The sequence below is a fragment of the Streptomyces sp. NPDC005435 genome, from assembly GCF_040703155.1.
Classification (GTDB): Bacteria; Actinomycetota; Actinomycetes; order Streptomycetales; family Streptomycetaceae; genus Streptomyces.
Genome location: NZ_JBEXEQ010000012.1, coordinates 94,181 through 116,507 on the forward strand (window position 1 = coordinate 94,181; position 22,327 = coordinate 116,507).

Annotated in this window: 18 protein-coding genes; 13 read left to right on the forward strand and 5 right to left on the reverse strand. The window is 71.7% G+C overall.

All coding sequences use genetic code 11. The annotated features are described in order from the left end of the window. Positions 1 to 49: 49 nt before the first annotated feature. From AB0898_RS17180 to serA, 4 genes are all read left to right on the forward strand, one after another. Entirely contained in the window at positions 50 to 1,900 is a 1,851-nt protein-coding gene (locus AB0898_RS17180; RefSeq protein ID WP_366803759.1) for an acetolactate synthase large subunit, read from the forward strand. 32 nt (positions 1,901 to 1,932) lie between these two features. Then, entirely contained in the window at positions 1,933 to 2,457 is a 525-nt protein-coding gene (ilvN, locus tag AB0898_RS17185) for an acetolactate synthase small subunit (RefSeq protein ID WP_018544678.1), read from the forward strand. A gap of 115 nt (positions 2,458 to 2,572) precedes the next feature. Next, positions 2,573 to 3,571, forward strand: a complete 999-nt coding sequence (gene ilvC, locus AB0898_RS17190) for a ketol-acid reductoisomerase (protein WP_366803760.1) — start codon at positions 2,573 to 2,575, stop codon at positions 3,569 to 3,571. 281 nt (positions 3,572 to 3,852) lie between these two features. Then, entirely contained in the window at positions 3,853 to 5,442 is a 1,590-nt protein-coding gene (gene serA / locus AB0898_RS17195) for a phosphoglycerate dehydrogenase (RefSeq protein ID WP_366803761.1), read from the forward strand. 94 nt (positions 5,443 to 5,536) lie between these two features. Here the strand turns inward: serA and AB0898_RS17200 are convergent, their stop codons facing one another. Further along, a complete protein-coding gene (locus AB0898_RS17200) occupies positions 5,537 to 7,123 on the reverse strand; it encodes an MFS transporter (RefSeq protein ID WP_366803762.1) in 1,587 nt (528 codons plus the stop codon). A gap of 96 nt (positions 7,124 to 7,219) precedes the next feature. On the opposite strand from AB0898_RS17200, the gene AB0898_RS17205 reads away from it, so the two are divergent. Further along, positions 7,220 to 7,804 carry a TetR/AcrR family transcriptional regulator gene (locus tag AB0898_RS17205; protein ID WP_366803763.1) on the forward strand — a complete coding sequence of 195 codons (585 nt, stop codon included), beginning with the start codon at positions 7,220 to 7,222 and terminating at the stop codon, positions 7,802 to 7,804. 4 nt (positions 7,805 to 7,808) lie between these two features. On the opposite strand, the gene AB0898_RS17210 is transcribed toward AB0898_RS17205, so the two are convergent. Then, the gene (locus AB0898_RS17210) at positions 7,809 to 9,119 is read right to left on the reverse strand and encodes a helix-turn-helix domain-containing protein (protein ID WP_366803764.1); all 1,311 of its coding nucleotides are present in this window, start codon (positions 9,117 to 9,119) and stop codon (positions 7,809 to 7,811) included. Positions 9,120 to 9,285: 166 nt separating this feature from the next. Here AB0898_RS17210 and AB0898_RS17215 point away from each other — a divergent pair, with 166 nt between their 5' ends. From AB0898_RS17215 to AB0898_RS17225, 3 genes are all read left to right on the forward strand, one after another. Continuing rightward, complete coding sequence (locus tag AB0898_RS17215; protein WP_366803765.1) at positions 9,286 to 10,212, forward strand: proline dehydrogenase family protein; 927 nt, start codon at positions 9,286 to 9,288, stop codon at positions 10,210 to 10,212. Positions 10,213 to 10,274: 62 nt separating this feature from the next. Continuing rightward, entirely contained in the window at positions 10,275 to 11,906 is a 1,632-nt protein-coding gene (gene pruA, locus AB0898_RS17220) for an L-glutamate gamma-semialdehyde dehydrogenase (RefSeq protein ID WP_366803766.1), read from the forward strand. Positions 11,907 to 12,013: 107 nt separating this feature from the next. Continuing rightward, complete coding sequence (locus AB0898_RS17225) at positions 12,014 to 12,670, forward strand: maleylpyruvate isomerase N-terminal domain-containing protein (RefSeq protein WP_366803767.1); 657 nt, start codon at positions 12,014 to 12,016, stop codon at positions 12,668 to 12,670. A gap of 11 nt (positions 12,671 to 12,681) precedes the next feature. Here AB0898_RS17225 and AB0898_RS17230 read toward each other — a convergent pair whose 3' ends face one another. Further along, complete coding sequence (locus AB0898_RS17230; protein ID WP_366803768.1) at positions 12,682 to 13,674, reverse strand: NADP-dependent oxidoreductase; 993 nt, start codon at positions 13,672 to 13,674, stop codon at positions 12,682 to 12,684. Between the two features lie 104 nt (positions 13,675 to 13,778). On the opposite strand from AB0898_RS17230, the gene AB0898_RS17235 reads away from it, so the two are divergent. From AB0898_RS17235 to cimA, 5 genes are all read left to right on the forward strand, one after another. Beyond that, on the forward strand, positions 13,779 to 14,684 hold the full coding sequence (locus tag AB0898_RS17235) for a LysR family transcriptional regulator (protein WP_366803769.1): 906 nt from the start codon (positions 13,779 to 13,781) through the stop codon (positions 14,682 to 14,684). Positions 14,685 to 14,908: 224 nt separating this feature from the next. Then, positions 14,909 to 15,040 carry a hypothetical protein gene (locus AB0898_RS17240; RefSeq protein WP_018544689.1) on the forward strand — a complete coding sequence of 44 codons (132 nt, stop codon included), beginning with the start codon at positions 14,909 to 14,911 and terminating at the stop codon, positions 15,038 to 15,040. A gap of 77 nt (positions 15,041 to 15,117) precedes the next feature. Beyond that, on the forward strand, positions 15,118 to 16,161 hold the full coding sequence (locus tag AB0898_RS17245) for a 3-isopropylmalate dehydrogenase (protein ID WP_366803770.1): 1,044 nt from the start codon (positions 15,118 to 15,120) through the stop codon (positions 16,159 to 16,161). A 317-nt stretch (positions 16,162 to 16,478) separates the two neighbouring features. Then, a complete protein-coding gene (locus AB0898_RS17250) occupies positions 16,479 to 17,570 on the forward strand; it encodes a branched-chain amino acid aminotransferase (protein WP_366803771.1) in 1,092 nt (363 codons plus the stop codon). Between the two features lie 390 nt (positions 17,571 to 17,960). Further along, positions 17,961 to 19,565 carry a citramalate synthase gene (gene cimA / locus AB0898_RS17255; RefSeq protein WP_366803772.1) on the forward strand — a complete coding sequence of 535 codons (1,605 nt, stop codon included), beginning with the start codon at positions 17,961 to 17,963 and terminating at the stop codon, positions 19,563 to 19,565. 25 nt (positions 19,566 to 19,590) lie between these two features. Here cimA and AB0898_RS17260 read toward each other — a convergent pair whose 3' ends face one another. Both AB0898_RS17260 and AB0898_RS17265 read right to left on the reverse strand, forming a co-directional pair. Next, positions 19,591 to 20,178, reverse strand: coding sequence for a GPP34 family phosphoprotein (locus AB0898_RS17260; protein ID WP_366803773.1), 588 nt, complete (start codon positions 20,176 to 20,178; stop codon positions 19,591 to 19,593). Between the two features lie 83 nt (positions 20,179 to 20,261). Next, positions 20,262 to 22,130 (reverse strand): ricin-type beta-trefoil lectin domain protein, encoded by a 1,869-nt coding sequence (locus tag AB0898_RS17265; protein ID WP_366803774.1) that lies wholly within the window; start codon positions 22,128 to 22,130, stop codon positions 20,262 to 20,264. Between the last annotated feature and the right edge of the window lie 197 nt (positions 22,131 to 22,327).

Consider the following 22,327-nt stretch of genomic DNA (forward strand, 5'->3'; position numbering starts at 1 on the left):
GCTCCGCTCAAACCTCGCAAAAACCCTCAGCATCGAGAAGAGAATGCCGATGACCGAGCAGGCCACCGGGGCCCACCATCCGCAGCCGCGGCCCCGATCCGGAGGGCAGCACACCGCCCCTGTCGAGCACGTCACGGGCGCCCAGTCGCTCGTGCGCTCACTTGAGGAGGTCGGCGCGGACACGGTGTTCGGCATCCCCGGCGGCGCGATCCTGCCGGCGTACGACCCGCTGATGGATTCCACCCGGGTCCGGCACGTGCTGGTCCGCCACGAGCAGGGCGCGGGCCACGCGGCCACCGGCTATGCGCAGGCCACCGGCAAGGTCGGCGTGTGCATGGCCACTTCGGGCCCGGGCGCCACCAACCTGGTCACGCCGATCGCCGACGCGCACATGGACTCGGTGCCGCTGGTGGCGATCACCGGCCAGGTCGCCTCCAAGGCGATCGGCACCGACGCCTTCCAGGAGGCGGACATCGTCGGCATCACGATGCCGGTCACCAAGCACAACTTCCTGGTCACCAAGGCCGAGGACATCCCCCGGGTGATCGCCCAGGCGTTCCACATCGCCTCCACCGGCCGCCCCGGCCCGGTCCTGGTCGACATCGCCAAGGACGCCCTCCAGGCGAAGACGACCTTCTCCTGGCCGCCCGTCATGGACCTGCCCGGCTACCGCCCGGTGACCAAGCCGCACGCCAAGCAGATCCGCGAGGCCGCCAAGCTGATCACCGCCGCCAAGCGCCCGGTCCTCTACGTCGGCGGCGGCGTCCTCAAGGCGCACGCCACCGCCGAGCTGAAGGTCCTCGCCGAGCTGACCGGCGCGCCCGTCACCACCACCCTGATGGCGCTCGGCGCCTTCCCCGACAGCCACCCGCTGCACGTGGGCATGCCGGGCATGCACGGTGCGGTCACCGCCGTCACCGCGCTGCAGAAGGCCGATCTGATCGTCGCCCTCGGCGCCCGCTTCGACGACCGCGTCACCGGCAAGCTCGACGGCTTCGCGCCGTACGCCAAGATCGTGCACGCCGACATCGACCCGGCCGAGATCGGCAAGAACCGCGAGGCCGACGTCCCGATCGTGGGCGACGCCCGCGAGGTGCTCGCCGACCTGGTGCAGGCCGTGCAGAAGGCGCACAGCGAGGGCAACCAGGGCGACTACACCGCCTGGTGGCGCGATCTGAACCGCTGGCGCGAGACCTACCCGCTCGGCTACGAGCGCCCCGGCGACGGCTCGCTCTCCCCGCAGGCCGTCATCCAGCGCATCGGACAGCTCGCCCCCGACGACACGATCTTCGCGGCGGGCGTCGGCCAGCACCAGATGTGGGCCGCCCACTTCATCGAGTACGAGCAGCCCGCGACCTGGCTCAACTCCGGCGGCGCCGGGACGATGGGCTACGCGGTCCCCGCCGCCATGGGCGCCAAGGCCGGACAGCCCGGCCGCACGGTCTGGGCCATCGACGGCGACGGCTGTTTCCAGATGACCAACCAGGAACTGACCACCTGCGCGCTGAACAACATCCCGATCAAGGTCGCCATCATCAACAACGGCGCCCTCGGCATGGTCCGCCAGTGGCAGACCCTGTTCTACAACCAGCGTTACTCCAACACCGTCCTGCACTCAGGCCCCGACGACGTCAACCCCGCGGCCAGGGGCACCCGCGTGCCGGACTTCGTGAAGCTGTCCGAGGCCATGGGCTGCGTGGGCCTGCGCTGCGAGCGCCCCGAGGACCTGGACAAGGTCATCGAGGAGGCCAACGCCATCAACGACCGCCCCGTGGTCGTGGACTTCATCGTCCACGAGGACGCCATGGTGTGGCCGATGGTCGCCGCCGGCACCACCAACGACGAGATCATGGCCGCCCGTGACGTCCGTCCCGACTTCGGCGACGGCGCGGACGACTGAGCGAGACTGAGCGAGAGAGACGTAAAACGACCATGTCCAAGCACACGCTCTCCGTCCTGGTGGAGAACACCCCGGGCATCCTCGCCCGCATCGCCGCCCTCTTCTCCCGCCGCGGCTTCAACATCGACTCGCTCGCGGTGGGCGTCACCGAGCACCCCGACATCTCCCGCATCACCATCGTGGTCGGCGTCGAGGACCTGCCCCTGGAGCAGGTGACCAAGCAGCTCAACAAGCTCGTCAACGTGCTCAAGATCGTGGAGCTGGAGCCGGGTCAGGCCGTCCAGCGCGAACTCGTCCTGGTGAAGGTCCGCGCCGACAACGAGACCCGCTCCCAGATTGTGGAGATCGTCCAGCTCTTCCGCGCCAAGACCGTCGACGTCTCCCCGGAGGCCGTCACCATCGAGGCCACCGGCTCGGGCGAGAAGCTGTCCGCCATGCTCAAGATGCTGGAGCCGTTCGGCATCAAGGAGCTGGTCCAGTCCGGCACGATCGCCATCGGACGCGGCGCCCGCTCCATCACCGACCGCTCGCTGCGCGCCCTCGACCGCTCGGCGTGATCCCCGGCCCGGCCGCCGCCGCACCGGCGCGGCGACCGGATGCCGAGACCCCCAGACCTTCCGTCACCCCGCCGCAATACGGTGGGACGCACACCGCACATCAAGGAGAGAACCAGTGGCCGAGCTGTTCTACGACGACGACGCAGACCTGTCCATCATCCAGGGCCGCAAGGTCGCGGTCATCGGCTACGGCAGCCAGGGCCACGCCCACGCCCTGTCGCTGCGGGACTCGGGCGTCGACGTCCGCGTCGGTCTGCCCGAGGGCTCCAAGTCCCGCGCCAAGGCCGAGGAGCAGGGCCTGCGCGTGGTCACCCCAGCCGAGGCCGCCGAAGAGGCCGACGTCATCATGATCCTGGTCCCGGACCCCATCCAGGCCCAGGTCTACGAGGAGTCCATCGCCCCGCACCTGAAGGACGGCGACGCGCTGTTCTTCGGCCATGGCTTCAACATCCGCTTCGGCTTCATCAAGCCCCCGGCGGGCGTCGACGTCTGCATGGTCGCCCCCAAGGGCCCGGGCCACCTGGTGCGCCGTCAGTACGAGGAGGGGCGCGGCGTCCCCTGCATCGTCGCGGTCGAGCAGGACGCCTCCGGTGAGGGCTTCGCGCTGGCCCTGTCGTACGCCAAGGCCATCGGCGGCACCCGCGCCGGCGTCATCAAGACGACCTTCACCGAGGAGACCGAGACCGACCTCTTCGGCGAGCAGGCCGTGCTGTGCGGCGGCACCGCCGCGCTGGTCAAGGCGGGCTTCGAGACCCTGACCGAGGCCGGCTACCAGCCGGAGATCGCCTACTTCGAGTGTCTGCACGAGCTGAAGCTGATCGTCGACCTCATGTACGAGGGCGGCCTGGAGAAGATGCGCTGGTCCATCTCGGAGACCGCCGAGTGGGGCGACTACGTCACCGGCCCGCGCATCATCACCGACGCCACCAAGGCCGAGATGAAGCAGGTCCTCGCCGAGATCCAGGACGGCACCTTCGCCAAGAACTGGATGGACGAGTACCACGGCGGCCTGAAGAAGTACGACGAGTACAAGAAGCAGGACTCCGAGCACCTGCTGGAGACCACCGGCAAGCAGCTGCGCAAGCTGATGTCCTGGGTCGACGAAGAGGCGTGAGCCCCGCGCCCCGCGGCCGCGCCCTCCGGTGACCGGGGAGCACGGCCGCGGGGCCCGCGCGAGGGCCCCGCACCGAGCCGTGCGGGCGCCCCGTACAAAGCGGCGCTTCCCGTCCGGGTGATCCTTCCGCAGTGGCACGTTCGGGCGGCCCTCGCGCCACTACACTGCAGCACTACATACGCGTCAGGCCCACAGTGTCGTGCGTCTTCCACGCGGCTAGCACCCCTCCACCGCCAGCGGCCGTCGGGACGGCCGTCCGCATTGGACTTGTGAGGACTCACGTGAGCTCGAAACCCGTCGTACTCATCGCTGAAGAGCTGTCGCCCGCGACCGTCGACGCACTCGGACCGGACTTCGAGATCCGGCACTGCAACGGAGCCGACCGGGCCGAGCTGCTGCCCGCCATCGCCGACGTGGACGCGATCCTGATCCGTTCCGCGACGAAGGTCGACGCCGAGGCGATCGCCGCCGCCAAGAAGCTGAAGGTCGTCGCACGAGCCGGCGTCGGCCTGGACAACGTCGACGTCTCCGCCGCCACCAAGGCCGGCGTGATGGTCGTCAACGCCCCCACCTCCAACATCGTCACCGCCGCCGAGCTGGCCTGCGGCCTCCTCCTCGCCAGCGCGCGCAACATCCCGCAGGCCAACACCGCGCTGAAGAACGGCGAGTGGAAGCGCAGCAAGTACACCGGCGTCGAGCTGGCCGAGAAGACCCTCGGCGTCGTCGGCCTCGGCCGCATCGGCGCCCTGGTCGCCCAGCGGATGTCCGCCTTCGGCATGAAGGTCGTCGCCTACGACCCCTACGTGCAGCCCGCGCGGGCCGCCCAGATGGGCGTCAAGGTGCTGTCCCTGGACGAGCTGCTCGAGGTCTCCGACTTCATCACCGTCCACCTGCCGAAGACCCCCGAGACCCTCGGCCTGATCGGCGACGAGGCGCTGCGCAAGGTCAAGCCGAGCGTGCGGATCGTCAACGCCGCGCGCGGCGGCATCGTGGACGAGGCCGCGCTGTACGCGGCGCTCAAGGAGGGCCGCGTCGCGGGCGCCGGTCTCGACGTGTACACGAAGGAGCCGTGCACCGACTCCCCGCTCTTCGAGCTGGACCAGGTCGTCTGCACCCCGCACCTGGGCGCCTCCACCGACGAGGCCCAGGAGAAGGCGGGCATCGCGGTGGCCCGCTCGGTGCGCCTGGCGCTCGCCGGTGAGCTGGTCCCGGACGCGGTGAACGTCCAGGGCGGTGTCATCGCCGAGGACGTCAAGCCCGGTCTGCCGCTCGCCGAGCGCCTCGGCCGCATCTTCACCGCGCTGGCGGGCGAGGTCGCGGTCCGCCTCGACGTCGAGGTGTACGGCGAGATCACCCAGCACGATGTGAAGGTGCTCGAACTCTCCGCGCTCAAGGGCGTGTTCGAGGACGTGGTGGACGAGACGGTCTCCTACGTCAACGCCCCGCTGTTCGCCCAGGAGCGCGGGGTCGAGGTCCGCCTGACCACCAGCTCCGAGTCCGCCGACCACCGCAACGTGGTCACCGTGCGCGGCACCCTCGCGGGCGGCGAGGAGGTCTCGGTCTCCGGCACGCTGGCCGGCCCCAAGCACGTCCAGAAGATCGTCGCCGTCGGGGAGTACGACGTCGACCTCGCGCTCGCCGAGCACATGGTCGTCCTGCGCTACGAGGACCGTCCCGGTGTCGTCGGCACCGTCGGCCGGGTCCTCGGCGAGGCGGGCGTCAACATCGCCGGTATGCAGGTCGCCCGCGCGGCGGCCGGCGGCGAGGCACTGGCCGTGCTGACCGTGGACGACACGGTCTCGCCGGTCACCCTGACCGAGCTGGCCGAGGAGATCGGGGCGACGTCCGCCCGGTCGGTGAACCTGGTCTGAGTCACACCGGAGCGCCGGGCGGGACCGACGATCGGTCCCGCCCGGCGCTCCGGCGTTTCCCCCTGGGCTGCCTGGGCTGCCTGGGCTGCCTGGGCTACTGGGGGTCGAGCTGCTCCACGCCGGTCCGCCGCTCCGCAGCGGTCCGCTCCGTCCCCGGCTCCTCCCTGCCCAGCCCGCGCAGCGTCACCGCCGCCCCGATCGCGGCCAGCGCCAGCACCACCGCCCCGGTGACCGCCGCCGCCTGCATCCCGTTCGTGAACGCCTCGCGCGCCGAGGCCAGCAGCGCCTCGCCGGTACGGCCCGGCAGCCGGGCGGCGCCGGCCAGCGCGCCGCCCAGGGTCTCGCGGGCCGGACCGGGCGCGTCCGAGGGCATCCCGTGCCGGTACACGGCGGCGCCGACCGAGCCCAGGAACGCCATCCCGAGCGCCCCGCCCAGTTCCGTGGCCGTCTCCAGCAGCGAGGACGCCGTACCCGCCCGCTCCGCCGGGGCGGTGCCCATCGCCAGGTCCGTCAGCTGCGACATCACCATCACCGCGCCCGACGCCAGCACCCCGGCCCCGGCCAGCACCAGCCACAGCGAGTCGGTGCCGACGAGCGCGAGCAGGACGTAGCCGGCGGCGGAGACCGCGAACCCGGCGGCGACCACCCGGCCCCGGTCCGCGCCCCGGGCGACCAGCGCGGCGGTCACCGGCCCGGCCACCCCGATGAGCACCGAGGGCAGCAGGCTCCACAGCGCCGCCGACAGCGGGCTCTTGCCGAGCACCGACTGGATGTACTGCGTGGTGTAGATGGCCGAGCCCAGCATCCCGAACGCGGACAGCAGCGTCAGCACCACGGCCGGGGTGAAGCCCCGCCGCCGCAGCAGTTCGAGCGGCACCAGCGGTGCGGCGGCCGTGCGCTGGCGGTGGACGAAGAGCGCGGTGAAGAGCAGACCGACCGTCACCGAGACGACGTACAGCGGGTGCCAGCCCTCGGAGGGGATCTCCTTCAGGCCGTAGACGACCGGCAGTACGGCGGCCAGGGACAGCGGCACGCTCGGCCAGTCGAAGCGGCCGGTGGCCGTCTTCCGCGACTCGGGCAGCAGGACCGGGCCGAGCACCAGCAGCAGGAGCATCGCGGGCAGGTTGACCAGGAACACCGAGCCCCACCAGAAGTGCTCCACCAGGACCCCGCTCATCACCGAGCCCAGCGCGATACCGCCGGTCATCACGCCCGACCACAGCCCGATCGCCTTCGCCCGCTCGCCGGGGTCGGTGAACATCGTGCGCAGCAGCGCCATGGTCGAGGGCATCAGGGTCGCGCCGCCGACGCCGAGCACCGCGCGGGCCGCGATCAGGGTCGCCGCGCTGTCGGCGTACGCGGCGAGGACGGAGGCGGCGCCGAAGGCCGCGGCCCCCGTGAGTAGCAGCCGGCGGCTGCCGAAGCGGTCGCCGAGCGCGCCCATCGTCATCAGCAGCCCGGCCAGGACGAAGCCGTAGACGTCGAAGATCCACAGCTGCTGGGTGCCGCTCGGGTGGAGGTCGGCGCTGATCGCGGGCGTCGCGAAGTACAGCACCGAGACGTCCATCGAGACCAGCAGCAGCGGCAGCATCAGCACGCCCAGCGCGGTCCATTCGCGGCGTCCGGCGCGAACGGGCTTGTCCTGGAAGGGGGTTGGGGTGGTGCTCGTCGGATTCACCATGCCGAGGAATGTACGCGCGTCTTAAACGCTTGTCTAGAACGACTGTATAAGTCATGCGTCTAGGACGCTTGTATGGACCGGGGTACGCTGGCCGGCATGGGACACCGTGAGGATCTGCTCGAAGGCGCCAAGCGCTGCCTGCTGGCCAAGGGGTTCGCCCGGACCACCGCGCGCGACATCGTGAAGGAGTCCGGCACCAACCTGGCCTCCATCGGCTACCACTACGGCTCGAAGGACGCGCTGCTGGCGCGGGCGTACGTCTCCCTCGTCGAGGCGATGGGCGACACGTTCGAGGGGGAGACGGCCGGCGAGAGCGCCACGCCTCCCGGCTCCACCGAGCGGTTCGAGGAGGTGTGGTCGAACATCATCGGCACCATGCGCGAACCGGGTTCGATCTGGCGGCTCAGCATGGAGGTCGTGACCATGGGCGACCAGATGCCCGAGGTCCGCGACCATCTCGCCGCCGCCCAGCGGGAGGCGGGGCGCGGACTCGTCCCGCTGCTCATGGGCGGCCGCGAGGAGGACGTCACGGACGAGACGGCGGACACCCTCGGCGTGTTCTACGTGACCCTCATGACCGGCCTCATCGCGCAGTGGTCCTTCGACCCGAAGTCCGCGCCCACCGCCGACCGCCTCACCGAGGGGCTGCGCCAGATCGTCGCGGCGGCCCGGAAGAGCTGACCCCTCAGCCCAGCCGCGCCCGCTTCAGCGCCATGTGCAGCAGCAGCCGGTCCTCGCCGTCGTCCAGGTCGAGACCGGTCAGGCGCTCCACGCGGGAGAGGCGGTAGTACAGCGTCTGGCGGTGGATGCCCAGTTCGGCGGCGGCCCGGCCCGCCTGGCCCGCGCAGTCGAGGTAGACCTCGGCGGTGCGGGCCAGTTCGTGCTGGGCGGGGGAGAGGAGGGGCAGGACCACCGGGTCCTGGACCGCGCCCGGCGGCAGCGCGGTCAGCAGCCGGTACGGCCCGATCCCGCGCCACTGGGCGACCGGCCCGAACCTCGGCTCGGCCAGCGCGGCCCGCGCCGCCGCCGACGCCTCCCGCCACACGGTCCCCAGTTCCGCGAGCCCGGTCCGGGGATCGCCGATCCCGGCCCCGACCCGGACACCGGCTCCGGCCCGGACACCGGCCCCGACCGGGACACCGGTCCCCGTCCGGACACCGGTCCCGGCCCGGCCGTCGGCCCCCGCCCGGCCGCCGGAGGGGTCCCCGGCCGCCGCCTCCTGCACCAGCCGCGCCGCCGCCGTCAGCGCCGGCGCCGTCGCGTCCGTACCGCGCAGCCGCACCAGCACCGCCAGGCTCTGCCCGGTCGGCCCCCAGGGCACCGTGCACAGCGCGGTGGCGTGCGGGACCGTACGCACCGAGGGGGCGTCGTCCGGGTCGGCCGAGGGCCAGGGGGCCACACAGACCACGGTGTGCGGGCCGTCCGCGCGCGGGCCGAGCGCGGTGCGCAGCTCGGTCACCGCCATGTCCCGCTGCCAGCCCTCCTCGGCGGTCAGCACCGCCCGCAGCTCCCGGCCGAGCCCCGCCCCGGCCCGCGCCTCGTCCGCGAGGAGCGCGCCGATCCGGCCCGTCACCTGCATGGCGGCGGCGAGCTGGGCGTCGGTCGGGCCCGGATCGTCGTCCAGCAGCCAGACGTAACCGAGGACGACACCCCGATGGCGTACCGGGAGACAGATCCTTCCCCGGTACACCCCGGCCTCCGGAGTGGGCGGGATGCGCACCGGCACCGTCGCGCGGGTGATGCCGAAGCCCTCGAACCACGTCCGCACCGCCGCCGTCGAACGCCGGGTCAGGATCGAGCGGGCCCGCACCGGGTCCAGGGCCAGGGGATCGAGGTCGCCCTCGCTGTCGTACGCCCCGAAGGCGATCAGCTCGAAATCCCGGCTCTCCAGGGTCGCCGGGGCGTCGAGCAGCTCCGAGATCTCGTCCACCAGCTCCTGGTAGTCGCCTCGGTGAAACGATCCGGTATCCGCCGCCACCCGGGCATTCTGCCGCATATCCGAGGGGCCTTCATACATCTGTCTGAGATCAGGGGAACGGATGCGTGACAGCTGTCGATGGCCGACCATCGGAGAGATCCTTAGGTTTCACGGTGGTTCTCCGCGCCGTTGCCGCATCGTCGGCCGACGGCCGGCTTGGTGCTTGTGCTGTTGGAGGTGCCCCGTGCTGGGTCCTGTGATTCTCGCCGCGTCGCGCAGCGACCGGATGCGCCGTCTCGTCACGGCGGCGCCCGTGACGAAGCAGGTCGTGGACCGCTTCATCCCCGGCGAGAGCGTGGACGACATCGTCCCGATCATCGAGGACCTGACCGGCCGGGGCCTCCAGCTGACGATGGATGTCGTCGGCGAGGACATCACCACCCCCGAGCAGGCCTACGCCGCCCGCGACGCCTACCTCGCGCTGATCGACCGCCTCGCGCTCCTGAACCTGGGCGAGAAGGTCGAGATGAGCGTCAAGCTCTCCATGTTCGGCCAAGCGCTGGACGGCGGCCACGAGCTGGCCCTCGGCAACGTCCGCCCCGTCGTCGAGGCGGCCGCCGCCATCGGTACGACGGTGACGCTGGACGCCGAGGACCACACCACCCTCGACTCGATGTTCGCCATCCACGAGGAGCTGCGGAAGGACTTCCCGCAGACCGGCTGCGTCATCCAGGCGTACCTCTTCCGCACCGAGGCCGACGCCCGCCGCCTGGCCGCCGCGGGCAGCCGGGTGCGCCTGGTGAAGGGCGCCTACAAGGAGCCCGCCGAGGTCGCCTACCAGCAGAAGCACGAGATCGACAAGGCGTACGTGCGCGTCCTGCGGATCCTGATGGAGGGCGAGGGCTACCCGATGATCGGGTCCCACGACCCGCGCCTCATCGCCATCGCGCAGGAACTCGCCCACCGCGCCGGCCGTAAGCTCGACGAGTACGAGTTCCAGATGCTCTACGGCATCCGGAGCGAGGAGCACCTGCGGCTCGCCGCCGAGGGCCACCGGATGCGTGTCTACACCGCCTACGGCACCGACTGGTACGGCTACTTCATGCGCCGTCTGGCGGAGAAGCCGGCGAACCTGCGCTTCTTCCTGCGCTCGATGGTCAGCACGGGCTGAACCCCCACACCCGCTCGGCCGAGCCCCCCACCACCCGCTCACACCAAGGAGTAACGGATCACATGGACGCTGTGACCCAGGTCCCCGCCCCCGTCAACGAGCCGGTGCACGGCTACGCCCCCGGCTCGCCCGAGCGCGCCCGCCTGGAGGCCAAGCTCAAGGAGCTGGCCGAGAACCCGGTCGACCTGCCGATGACCATCGGCGGCGAGAAGCGGATGGGCGGCGGCGAGCCGTTCCAGGTCGTCCAGCCGCACAACCACAAGGCCGTCCTCGGCACCCTGCGCAACGCCACCAAGCAGGACGCCCAGGACGCGATCGACGCCGCCCTGGCCGCCGCCCCGGCCTGGCGCGCGATGTCCTTCGACGACCGCGCCGCGATCATCCTGCGCGCCGCCGAGCTGCTGGCGGGCCCCTGGCGCGAGACCATCGCCGCCTCCACCATGCTGGGCCAGTCCAAGACCGCCCAGCAGGCCGAGATCGACAGCCCCTGCGAGCTCGTCGACTTCTGGCGCTTCAACGTGCACTACGCCCGCCAGATCCTGGCCGAGCAGCCCCCGGCCAACTCCCCGGGCGTGTGGAACCGCATGGACCACCGCCCGCTGGAGGGCTTCGTCTACGCGATCACGCCGTTCAACTTCTCGGCCATCGCCGCCAACCTGCCCACCGCGCCCGCCCTCATGGGCAACGTGGTGGTCTGGAAGCCGTCCCCGACGCAGACCCACGCCGCCGTGCTGCTGATGAAGCTGCTGGAGGAGGCCGGGCTGCCCAAGGGCGTCATCAACCTGGTCACCGGCGACGGCATCGCGGTCTCCGAGGTCGCCCTGGAGCACCGCGACCTCGCGGGCATCCACTTCACCGGCTCGACCAAGACCTTCCAGTACCTGTGGAAGACGGTCGGCAACAACATCGAGAAGTACCGCGCCTACCCGCGCCTGGTCGGCGAGACCGGCGGCAAGGACTTCGTCGTCGCGCACCCCAGCGCCGACCGCGCCGTGCTGAAGACCGCCCTGACCCGCGGTGCCTTCGAGTACCAGGGCCAGAAGTGCTCGGCCACCTCGCGCGCCTACATCCCGGCCTCCCTCTGGAACTCCGGCTTCAAGGAGGAGTTCGCGGCCGAGGTCGACGGCCTGACCATGGGTGACGTCACCGACCTGTCGAACTTCATCGGCGCGGTCATCGACGAGCGCTCCTTCGCCAAGAACAAGGCCGCCATCGACCGCGCCGCCGAGGACCCCACCTGCACCATCGTCGCGGGCGGCTCCTACGACGACGCGGTGGGCTACTTCGTCCGCCCGACCGTCATCGAGTGCACCGACCCGGAGAACGAGGTCTTCCGCACCGAGTACTTCGGCCCGATCCTCGGCGTGTACGTCTACGACGACGAGAAGTACGACGAGATGCTGACCCAGATGGAGTCCGTCTCGGACTACGCCCTCACCGGCTCGGTCATCGCCAACGACCGCGCGGCGGCGGCGTACACGATGGAGAAGCTCCGCTACGCGGCGGGCAACTTCTACATCAACGACAAGTCCACCGGCGCCGTCGTCGGCCAGCAGCCCTTCGGCGGCGGCCGCGTCTCCGGCACCGACGACAAGGCCGGCGCCCCGCAGAACCTGATGCGCTGGACCCTGACCCGCGCCATCAAGGAGACCCTGGTCCCGCCGACCGAGTACGGCTACCCGCACATGGGCTGACCTTCCCGGTGAAACCGGCCCGGCAGGCCCCGACCACGAGTCGGGACCTCCCGGGCCGTTCCCGTACCCCGCCCGTGGTCCGTCCGGCCGCTGCTAGCGTCCGCGCCATGGACCCCTTCTCCCGCTCCTGGACGGCGCTGCGCGAGGCGGTCGCCGCCCTCCCGGACCCGGACTTCGCCCGCCCCTCCGGCTGTACGCGCTGGCTCGTCCGCGACCTGGTCTGCCACCTGGTCGTCGACGCCCAGGACGTCCTGATCACCCTGGTGACGCCCGCCGGCACGCCCCCGACCCACGACGCGGCGGCCTACTGGACCGTCACCGACACCCCGCCCACGGGCGACGATCCGCTCGACGCGCTGACCGTCCGGCTGGCGGCGGCGTACGAGGACCCGGCGCTGCTCAAGTTCCACCTGGACGACGTGGGCTCGGCGGCGGGACGCGCGGCGCGACTGGCGGACCCCGTCACCCCGGTCGCCACCCAGGACATGGTCCTCACCACCGCCGACTACCTCTCGGCGTACGTCCTGGAGTGGACCCTCCACCACCTGGACCTCATCGCCCACCTCCCGGACGCCCCGCCCCCGCCCGCCGAGGGACTGTCCCACTCCCGCGCCCTGCTGGAGAGGATCACGGGAGAGCCGTTCCCCGCCTCCCTGTCCGACCCGGACGCGCTGCTGCTCGGCACGGGCCGCCGCCCGCCGACGGCAGGGGAGCGGGCCCAACTCGGTCCACTGGCGGGGCGGTTGCCGTTCGTCCTCGGGTGAGGGGGCGCGCCTCACACCTTCCGCACCAGGATCTTGCCCGTGTTGCCCCCGCGCAGCATCAGCAGGAACGCCTCCACGATCCGGTCGAAGCCGTCCACCACCGTCTCGTCCAGGGACAGTTCGCCGCTCCGCAGCCGCGGTACGGCGAAGTCGTACAACTCCTCCTGCGCGTCCCGGTGATCGCTCACCAGGAAGCCCTCGATCCGCAGGCTCTTCTCCACCACGTCGGCGTGGTCGAAGACGACCGGCGGCGCGGCCGGGGTGTTGTACTGGCTGATCGTGCCGACCCGCACCACGCGCCCCCGCTCGCGCAACGCGCCCATCGCCGCGCCGAGATGGCCGCCGCCGACGTTGTCCACGAAGAGGTCGACGCCGTCCGGGGCGGCGCCGGCGAGGAGGGAGGCGACCGGTCCTTCGTGGTAGTCGAAGGCGGCGTCGTAACCCACCTGTTCCGTCAGGTACTTCACCTTCTCCGGGGAGCCCGCGCTGCCGATCAGGCGTCCGGCGCCGAGGAGCCGGGCGAAGCGGCCGGTGGCCGTGCCGACGCCGCCGGCCGCGCCGGAGACGAACACGTCGTCCCCCGAGCGCAGTCGGGCGATACGGGTGAGGGCCACCCAGGCGGTCAGGCCGGTCCCGCCGAGCACGCTCAGATACGCCGACAGCGGCACGTCCGCGTGACGGGGAAGCCGGCGGACCTCCTCGGGGCGCACCACGGAGTGCGTCCGCCAGCCCTGCCGGTGGAACACGACCTCCCCCTCGGGGAGTTCAGGGGTGCGCGAGGCGACCACCCGGCCGAGGGTGCGGCCCTCCAGCGGGGCGTCCAGCGCGAAGTCGCCGTCCATCATCTCGCGGTGGTACGGGTCCACCGACCACCACAGGTTCTCCAACAGGGCGGTACCCGGCGCCGGTTCGGGCACGGGGGACTGGACGAAGCGGAAGTGGGCGGCGGTCGGGAAGCCGTCCGGGCGGGCGGTCTGGTGCACGGTGAGCGCGGTGTCGGTCATGTCCCGGACCGTAGGCCGGGAATGACCAGGCCGGGCAGGGGGTTGGGCTCATGCGACGCGGCGATCCATGAGCCGCGCTCATACCGGCAGGTGGGAGCCCCGACATGACAGCAGCAGACCTCGCCCCGCAGGAGCTGCGGACGCTCGTCGCCGTGGCCGAGGAGGGCGGGTTCTCCGCCGCCGCCGTCCGGCTCGGCACCACCCAGTCGGCCGTCTCGCACGCCGTGCGCGGCATCGAACGCAAGCTGGGCGCCGTCCTCTTCGAGCGCGGCCGGTTCGGCGCCCGGCCGACGCCCGCCGGAGAGCGGGCGGCCGCTCACGCGCGGCGCGTGCTGCGGATGCTCCGGGCGCTGGCCGCCGACGCCCGGGGCGCGGAGACGGGCGAGACCTCCGGCCCGCTGCGCGTGGCCGCCTTCCGCAGCGCGGCCCTCCATCTGCTGCCGGCCGCCCTGGAACGGCTGTCCGCCCGGCACCCCGGCGTCGAGGTGAGCGTGAGCGTCGTACGGGAAGTGGGCGCCGGCACGGCGGGCGAGGTCGCCGCAGGACGGGCCGACCTCGGCATCGCCACCCTCGGCGACGGCGACCGGCCCCCGGGCGGGCTGGTCGGGGGCGTGCTGCTGCGCGAGCCGTACTCCCTGGTCCACCCGGTGGGACACCCCGCCCCGCGCACCCTGCCCCTGGTCGACTGGACGGAGAACTGCGGCTCCTACACCCGCGACTGGTGGGCCGCCCAGGACTGGATACCGGCCGCGACCGTCCACGCCGAGGACGACGGGGCCGTGCTGTCGATGGTGGCGAGCGGGCTCGGCATGGCCGTCATGCCCGCGCTCTCGCTCACCGCCGTACCGCCCGCCGTGGCGGTCACCGACCTCGGTCCTGAGCGCCCGTACCGCTCGGTCGGCTATGTGACGACGCCGGAGCTGGCGGCCGTTTCCGCCGTGCGGGCGCTCGTGCGCGAGCTGCGCGCCCTGCGGCCGGGAATGGCGAACGCCCAGGTCAGCGGCGTCTGAGGCGACGCGCCGTCTCAGATAGTAGGAAGTCCGAGTAATGATGCAGACAGGCGCGGGCCGGTCCCTTAGCTTGGGATGAGCCGAACGACTCGCTCCATCCAGCGAATGGCGGTCGTGAGCCGCGCCCTGTGCAGGCAATCCCTGCGGCGCCCGCTCTCCGCCCCTTCCGGCGTCTCACCGTTCATGCCGCCGTGCTCCCAGCCCGTCGAAGGAGTCGATTTCCCATGGCCGAGACGACCGTCCGCCGCCGAGTCCGCCACACCTCCCGTACGAACGAGACCGACCGCGCCCAGGCCGCCGCCGCGCTCCAGCGCGCGCTGGACCGCCGGGACAACGGCGGCGAGACCGGCCACTGAGACGTACGAGCCGCCCTCACTGTCCGCATCGCGGACAGGCCGTGTCATCACCTGGGACGCCGGAGTAGGGTGCCGACATGTCTCGCAGCATCCATCTCGCAGTGATCCCGGGTGACGGCATCGGCCAGGAGGTCGTGGCCGAAGGTCTCAAGGTCCTGGCCGCCGTCCTCCCGGAGGACGTGAAGCTGGAGACCACGGACTACGACTTCGGCGCCCGGCGCTACCACGCCACCGGTGAGACCCTCACCGACGCCGACCTCGCCTCCCTCAAGGACCACGACGCCATCCTGCTCGGCGCCATCGGCGACCCGAGCGTCCCGTCCGGCGTCCTGGAGCGCGGCTTCCTGCTCAAGCTCCGCTTCGCCTTCGACCACCACGTCAACCTGCGCCCCTCCAAGCTGCTCCCCGGCGTCGCCACCCCGCTCGCCGGCCAGCCGGAGATCGACTTCGTGGTGGTCCGCGAGGGTACCGAGGGCCCGTACACCGGCAACGGCGGCACCATCCGCACCGGCACCGAGCACGAGGTCGCCACCGAGGTCTCCGTGAACACCGCCTACGGTGTCGAGCGCGTCGTCCGCGACGCCTTCGCCCGCGCCCAGGCCCGCCCGCGCAAGAAGCTCACCCTGGTCCACAAGAACAACGTGCTGACCTTCGCCGGGCGCCTGTGGACCAACATCTTCCACCAGGTGGCCGAGGAGTACCCCGAGGTCACCACCGAGTACATCCACGTCGACGCGGCCACCATCTACCTGGTCACCCAGCCCGAGCGCTTCGACGTCATCGTCACCGACAACCTCTTCGGCGACATCATCACCGACCTCGCCGCGGCCGTCTCCGGCGGCATCGGGGTCGCCGCCTCGGGCAACATCAACCCGAGCCGTGAGTACCCCTCGATGTTCGAGCCCGTCCACGGCTCGGCCCCGGACATCGCCGGACAGGGCAAGGCCGACCCCACCGCCACGGTCCTCTCCGTGGCCCTCCTGCTGCGCCACCTCGGCTACGAGGCGGAGGCCGACCGCGTCGACGCGGCCGTGGCCGCCGACCTCACCGCCCGCGTGGGCCGCCCCGCCCGCTCCACCGCCGAGATCGGCGACGCGCTCGTAGCGGGCGTAACCGGCTGACCCGCCGGGCCCCCTGAGGGCCGCCGGGTCGCGTCCAGCGCCCGGCGGCCCTTTGCCGTGCGCCCGTGCGATGCCACCATCAACCTCCGGGTCCGCATTCACCCCGATTCCTTCCGGCCCCGGCTCCGCGCGATAATCGAACGCGGAGCCGCGGTATGAGGGAATGCTCGGACGTCCTCACACCGGCCCCGGCCGGTGCGGGCGGCGTGAGCGCGGCCCGCCACGACCGGTGCTGCGTTTCCGCCGGGGGCGACCCCGGCCCGGCCGAAAGACCGGAAGCCGCCCCGACCACGCCAGGAAGAGAAGGATTCCCGCTCATGACGACGCCCACGATCGAGCTCAAGCCCTCCGCCCACCCGCTCGCCGCCACCGAGCGCGAGGCGATCCTGGCCAACCCCGGTTTCGGCCGCCACTTCACCGACCACATGGTGACCATCCGGTGGACCGAGGGCCGCGGCTGGCACGACGGCCAGCTCGTCCCGTACGCGCCGATCCCGCTCGACCCGGCCACCAACGTCCTGCACTACGCGCAGGAGATCTTCGAGGGCCTGAAGGCCTACCGCCGCCCCGACGGCTCGGTCGCCACCTTCCGCCCCGAGCAGAACGCCCGCCGCTTCCAGCGCTCCGCGCACCGCCTGGGCATGCCCGAGCTGCCCGTCGAGACCTTCGTCGCGGCCTGTGACGCGCTGGTCTCCCAGGACAAGGACTGGGTGCCCGCGCACGGCGGTGAGGAGTCCCTCTACCTGCGGCCCTTCATGATCGGCACCGAGGTCGGCCTCGGTGTGAAGCCGTCCAACGAGTACCTGTTCCTCGTCATCGCCTCCCCGGCCGGCGCCTACTTCAAGGGCGGCGTGAAGCCCGTCTCCATCTGGGCCTCCGAGGACCGCGTCCGCGCCGTCCCCGGCGGCATGGGCGACGCCAAGACCGGCGGCAACTACGCCGCCTCCCTGCTCGCCCAGGCCGAGGCCGCCGCCAAGGGCTGCGACCAGGTCTGCTACCTCGACGCCGTCGAGCACAAGTGGGTCGAGGAACTGGGCGGCATGAACCTGTTCTTCGTCTACGGGAACAAGATCGTCACCCCGACCCTGACCGGCTCCATCCTGGAGGGCGTCACCCGCGACTCCCTGCTGACCGTCGCCCGCGACCTCGGCTACGAGGCCGAGGAGGGCCGTATCTCCGTCGACCAGTGGCAGCGCGACTCGGAGAACGGCACCCTCACCGAGGTGTTCGCCTGCGGCACCGCCGCCGTCATCACCCCGGTCGGCACGGTCAAGCGCGAGGGCGCCGAGTGGAAGCAGGGCGACGGCGAGCCCGGCGAGGTCACCCTCCGCCTGCGCGAGGCCCTGCTCGACCTCCAGCGCGGCATCGCCGAGGACAAGCACGGCTGGATGCACGAGCTGGCGCAGTAAGACACCCGGCGCGGCCCTCGGCCGTCGCCCACAGGCAAGCGCCCCGGATTTCCGCAGGTCCGGGGCGCTTGCCTTTTCGCCGTTCTGGACACCCTCGCCCGCATACTGAGACAGCCGGTGGGACGGCGGGCGTTCTGTGCCAGACTTCCCCCGTGTTCTCGCTCTCCATGATTATGGGCAGCAGGCGCGCCGGTCCGCAGTGACCACCTCGTACGACCAGGTACGGGTGGCACCGTCGTCCTCGACCCGCGCGCAGACCTCTCGCACCCGCGAGAGGTTTTTTCGTTTTCGGCCCACCCACGGCCGGTGACGGAGCGCGAGGGAAACTGGGGGGAACGGTGGAGCCGGTCATTCCGGTAAGACCGACATCACAACAGGAGCCTTGAGACCATGACCGCAACCAGCGAGCTCGACGATTCCTTCCACGTCTTCGACACCACGCTGCGCGACGGCGCGCAGCGCGAGGGCATCAACCTCACCGTCGCGGACAAGCTGGCCATCGCACGGCACCTGGACGACTTCGGCGTGGGCTTCATCGAGGGCGGCTGGCCCGGCGCCAACCCGCGCGACACCGAGTTCTTCGCCCGCGCCGCGAAAGAGCTGGACCTGAAGAACGCCGAGCTCGTCGCCTTCGGCGCCACCCGCCGCGCCGGCGCCAAGGCCGTCGACGACCCGCAGGTCAGGGCCCTGCTTGAGTCCGGCGCCCCGGTGATCACCCTGGTGGCCAAGGCCCATGACCGGCACGTCGAACTCGCCCTGCGCACCACGCTCGACGAGAACCTGGAGATGGTCCGCGACACCGTCGCGCATCTGCGCGCGCAGGGCCGCCGGGTCTTCGTGGACTGCGAGCACTTCTTCGACGGCTACCGCGCCAACCCCGCGTACGCCAAGGCCGTCGTACGCACCGCCGCCGAGGCCGGTGCCGACGTGGTCATCCTCTGCGACACCAACGGCGGGATGCTCCCGGCGCAGATCGGCGCCGTCGTCGCCACCGTGCTCGCCGACACCGGCGCCCGGCTCGGCATCCACGCCCAGGACGACACCGGCTGCGCGGTCGCCAACACCCTCGCCGCCGTCGACGCGGGCGCGACCCATGTCCAGTGCACGGCCAACGGCTACGGCGAGCGGGTCGGCAACGCCAACCTCTTCCCGGTCGTGGCCGCCCTTGAGCTGAAGTACGGCAAGAAGGTGCTGCCCGACGGCGCGCTGCGCGAGACGACCCGTATCTCGCACGCCATCGCCGAGGTCGTCAACCTGACGCCCTCCACCCACCAGCCCTACGTCGGCGTCTCCGCCTTCGCCCACAAGGCCGGGCTGCACGCCTCCGCCATCAAGGTGGACCCCGACCTCTACCAGCACATCGACCCTCAGCAGGTCGGCAACACCATGCGGATGCTGGTCTCCGACATGGCGGGCCGCGCCTCCATCGAGCTCAAGGGCCGCGAGCTGGGCGTCGATCTCGGCGGCGACCGCGCACTGGTGGGCCGGGTGGTCGAGCGGGTCAAGGAACGCGAACTGGCGGGCTACACCTACGAGGCCGCCGACGCCTCCTTCGAGCTGCTGCTGCGCGCCGAGGCCCAGGGCGCCCCGCTGAAGTACTTCGACGTGGAGTCCTGGCGGGCGATCGTGGAGGACCGCCCCGACGGCACCCACGCCAACGAGGCGACCGTGAAGCTGTGGGCCAAGGGCGAGCGGATCGTCGCCACCGCCGAGGGCAACGGCCCGGTCAACGCCCTGGACCGGGCGCTGCGGGTGGCCCTGGAGAAGATCTACCCGCAGCTCGCCAAGCTGGAGCTGGTGGACTACAAGGTCCGCATCCTGGAGGGCAAGCACGGCACCCAGTCCACGACCCGGGTGCTGATCTCCACGAGCGACGGCGCGGGGGAGTGGTCCACGGTCGGCGTCGCGGAGAACGTCATCGCCGCCTCCTGGCAGGCCCTGGAGGACGCCTGCACCTACGGCCTGCTGCGCGCGGGCGTGGAGCCGGCCGAGTAGGGCGGAGGATCGCCTGCGGCGGCGGTCAGGGGGCGCGCCAGACGTTGTCGAACGCGTCCTCCTCGATCCGCCGCCGCTGCCGTACCGCCTCCAGCTCGGTCAGCGCGTCCCCGACGGCGGCGAGCACGAGGGCGACCGTGTCGCTCTCCGGGTTCTCCTCCGTGCCTTTTGCCCCCGGCTCCCCGATGCCCAGCTCCGCCGCGAGCCCGGTCAGCACGGGCTCCCGTACGGCCCACCGCTCCGCCGCCTGCCGCCGCTCGGCGGAGTCGCCCGGCTCGGCCCGCTTGAACAGCTGCCGCAGCCCCGACCCGCCCGGCTCCAGCGCGGCCGTATAAGTCGCGGCGAGCCCGTCCCCCCGCCGCCACAGCCAGTCCTCCACCGACTCGTACGGCTCCTCCCGCACCAGCACCGAGGACGCCTGATCCAGCAGCCGGTCCCCGGTCAGATGCCCCGAGGCCGGCACGATCCGCTCCTCCCGCACCTCGACCACCCCGGCCCCCACCAGATCCAGCAACTCGGCCCCCGCGAGCGCCAACGAAAGATCCCCCCGCTCCACGGGCCGCTCGGCCCGCACATCGAGCACGACGAACAGCAGATCCTGCGGTGTGGTCATCTGGGGCTCCCGGTCAGGAGGGGGTGATACGGGCCGCGTACCACCGCCGCCCGGCCGGGAAACCCGTCGCGCCGCCGTGCGGACTAGCGCAGCGTCCATTTCTGGTTCGCCGCTCCCGTGCACGACCAGATCTGGGCCCGTGCCCCGTTCGCCGAGGAGTTGTCGGTCACGTCCAGGCACTTGTCCGCCGCCGTGTTGACGACGTCGCCGGTGGAGGGGTTGTAGGTCCACTGCTGGGCGCCGGTGGCGTTGCAGTCGTAGAGCTGGACCTTGGCGCCGTTGGCGGTGGAGGCCGAGGTGACGTCGAGGCACTTGCCGAGGGCGCGGACCGAGCCGTCGGGGGCGACCGTCCACTGCTGGGCGGAGCTGCCGTTGCAGTCGTAGAGCTGGACGGCGGTGCCGTTGACGGACGAACCGCCCGCCACGTCCAGGCACTTGCCCGCGAGACCGGTGAAGGCGCCGGTGCGGGAGCCGTCGCCGGACGGGGTGCCGGACCAGGTGAAGGTGGCGGAGGTGCGGGCGGGCAGGGAGTAAGTGGCGTGCTGGCCGCCCCAGTTGACGGTCACCGTGCGGGCCGAGGCGCCGCCGTTGTAGGCGATCAGCGCCTTGCTGCCGTCGGGGTTGCGCCAGGCCACGTTGGGCACGGCCGTGGACGCCGTCGAGGCGATGCGCTGGGCGCCGGGGCGGACGAACTTGGTGAGGTGGCCCATGTCGTAGTACTCGACGGTGTAGTCCACGCTCCCGCTGCGCCCGTCGCCGTTGTGCACCGTGATCAGCCCGGTGCAGGTGCCGCAACCCCCGTTGTGCGGGCCCATGTTCTGGTCCACCGCGAGGGACCACTTGGTCACCGACTTCGCCCAGTTGCGCGTGTAGTCGATGATGTCGGTCATGTCCTCGCGCTGCTGGTCGGCGATCCAGGTGCCGCCGGAGTGCTCGGTGGCGAAGGCGTCCAGGTTCGGGTACTGGTTGTGCACCGAGGTCTGCTTGGAGACGTCACCGCCGTAGCCGTGCCAGGCGATCCCGCCGAAGTTGGGGTGGCTGCGCACCGCCGCGTCGTCCACGGTCTGGGCGGCGTAGGAGTCGTAGACGTCCCAGTTCCAGTCGTGCGCCAGGACCTTGGTGGACAGCCCCGCCTGCTGGAGCCTGGGCAGCAGCTCGCTCTTGGTGAAGTAGGCCAGCCCGCTGGCGTTCCAGCTCATCGAGGGGTAGCCCGAGCAGCAGGTCGGCTCGTTCTGGGCGGTGACGTAGGAGACGTTCACACCCTGATCGCGGTACGCCTGAAGGTACTTGACGAAGTACGACGCGTAGGCGCCGTAGTCCTCCGCCTTCAGCCAGCCGCCGTTGAGCGAGCCGCTGTCCTTCATCCAGGCCGGGGCCGTCCAGGGCGAGGCCATCACGGTGAGGGACGGGTTCAGCTGGAGGGCCTGCCGGGTGAGCGGGACGACGTCCGCGAGGTCGTGCGCGATCGAGAACTTCGCCAGCGAGGGGTCGCTCTGCCCGGCCGGCACGTCGTCGTAGGTGTAGCCGGAGCGCGCCAGGTCGGAGGCGCCCATCGGGTTGCGCAGAAACGACAGGCCGATGCCGTCCGTGGGGGAGAACAGCTTGCGCAGGGTGGCGTCGCGGGTGGCCTGGGAGAGCGCCCCGCTGCTGTTCATCAGCCACGCGGCGGTGTCGGTGAAGGACGCGCCGCCACCGGTGAACGTCTGGTAGCGGGTGCCCTCGTCGACCGTGATGTTCTCGCCCGAGCCGCCGGTGCCCGAGGAGAAGGCGAACGGCGCCTGTTGCTGGAGCCCTCGGGTGACGTGCCGCCCGCCGGAGTCGTCGGTGGTGGTGAGCCAGGCCGTCACCGGCTCGCCCGCCGCGTGCGCGGCGGGGACGGCGAGGATGCCGAGCCCGGCGGTGGTCAGCAGCGCGGCCAGCAGCAGCCGGACCGGACGCAGAGGTGGTCTCATGGTGCGCCGCCCTTCGAAGAGGTGGGGGGAGTTGAGGAACAGCGGCGTGCGAGGCGTGAGTAAATGACGGCTTCCACGGTCCGTCAAGGGGTCGCGCATTCAGAAGGCGAACACACAACCCCCCTGCTAAACACCTGAGTTGGCGATGTACCACTTCCGGCGTGAAGCCTTGACGCCTGCCGGGGGCGCCAGTTGAC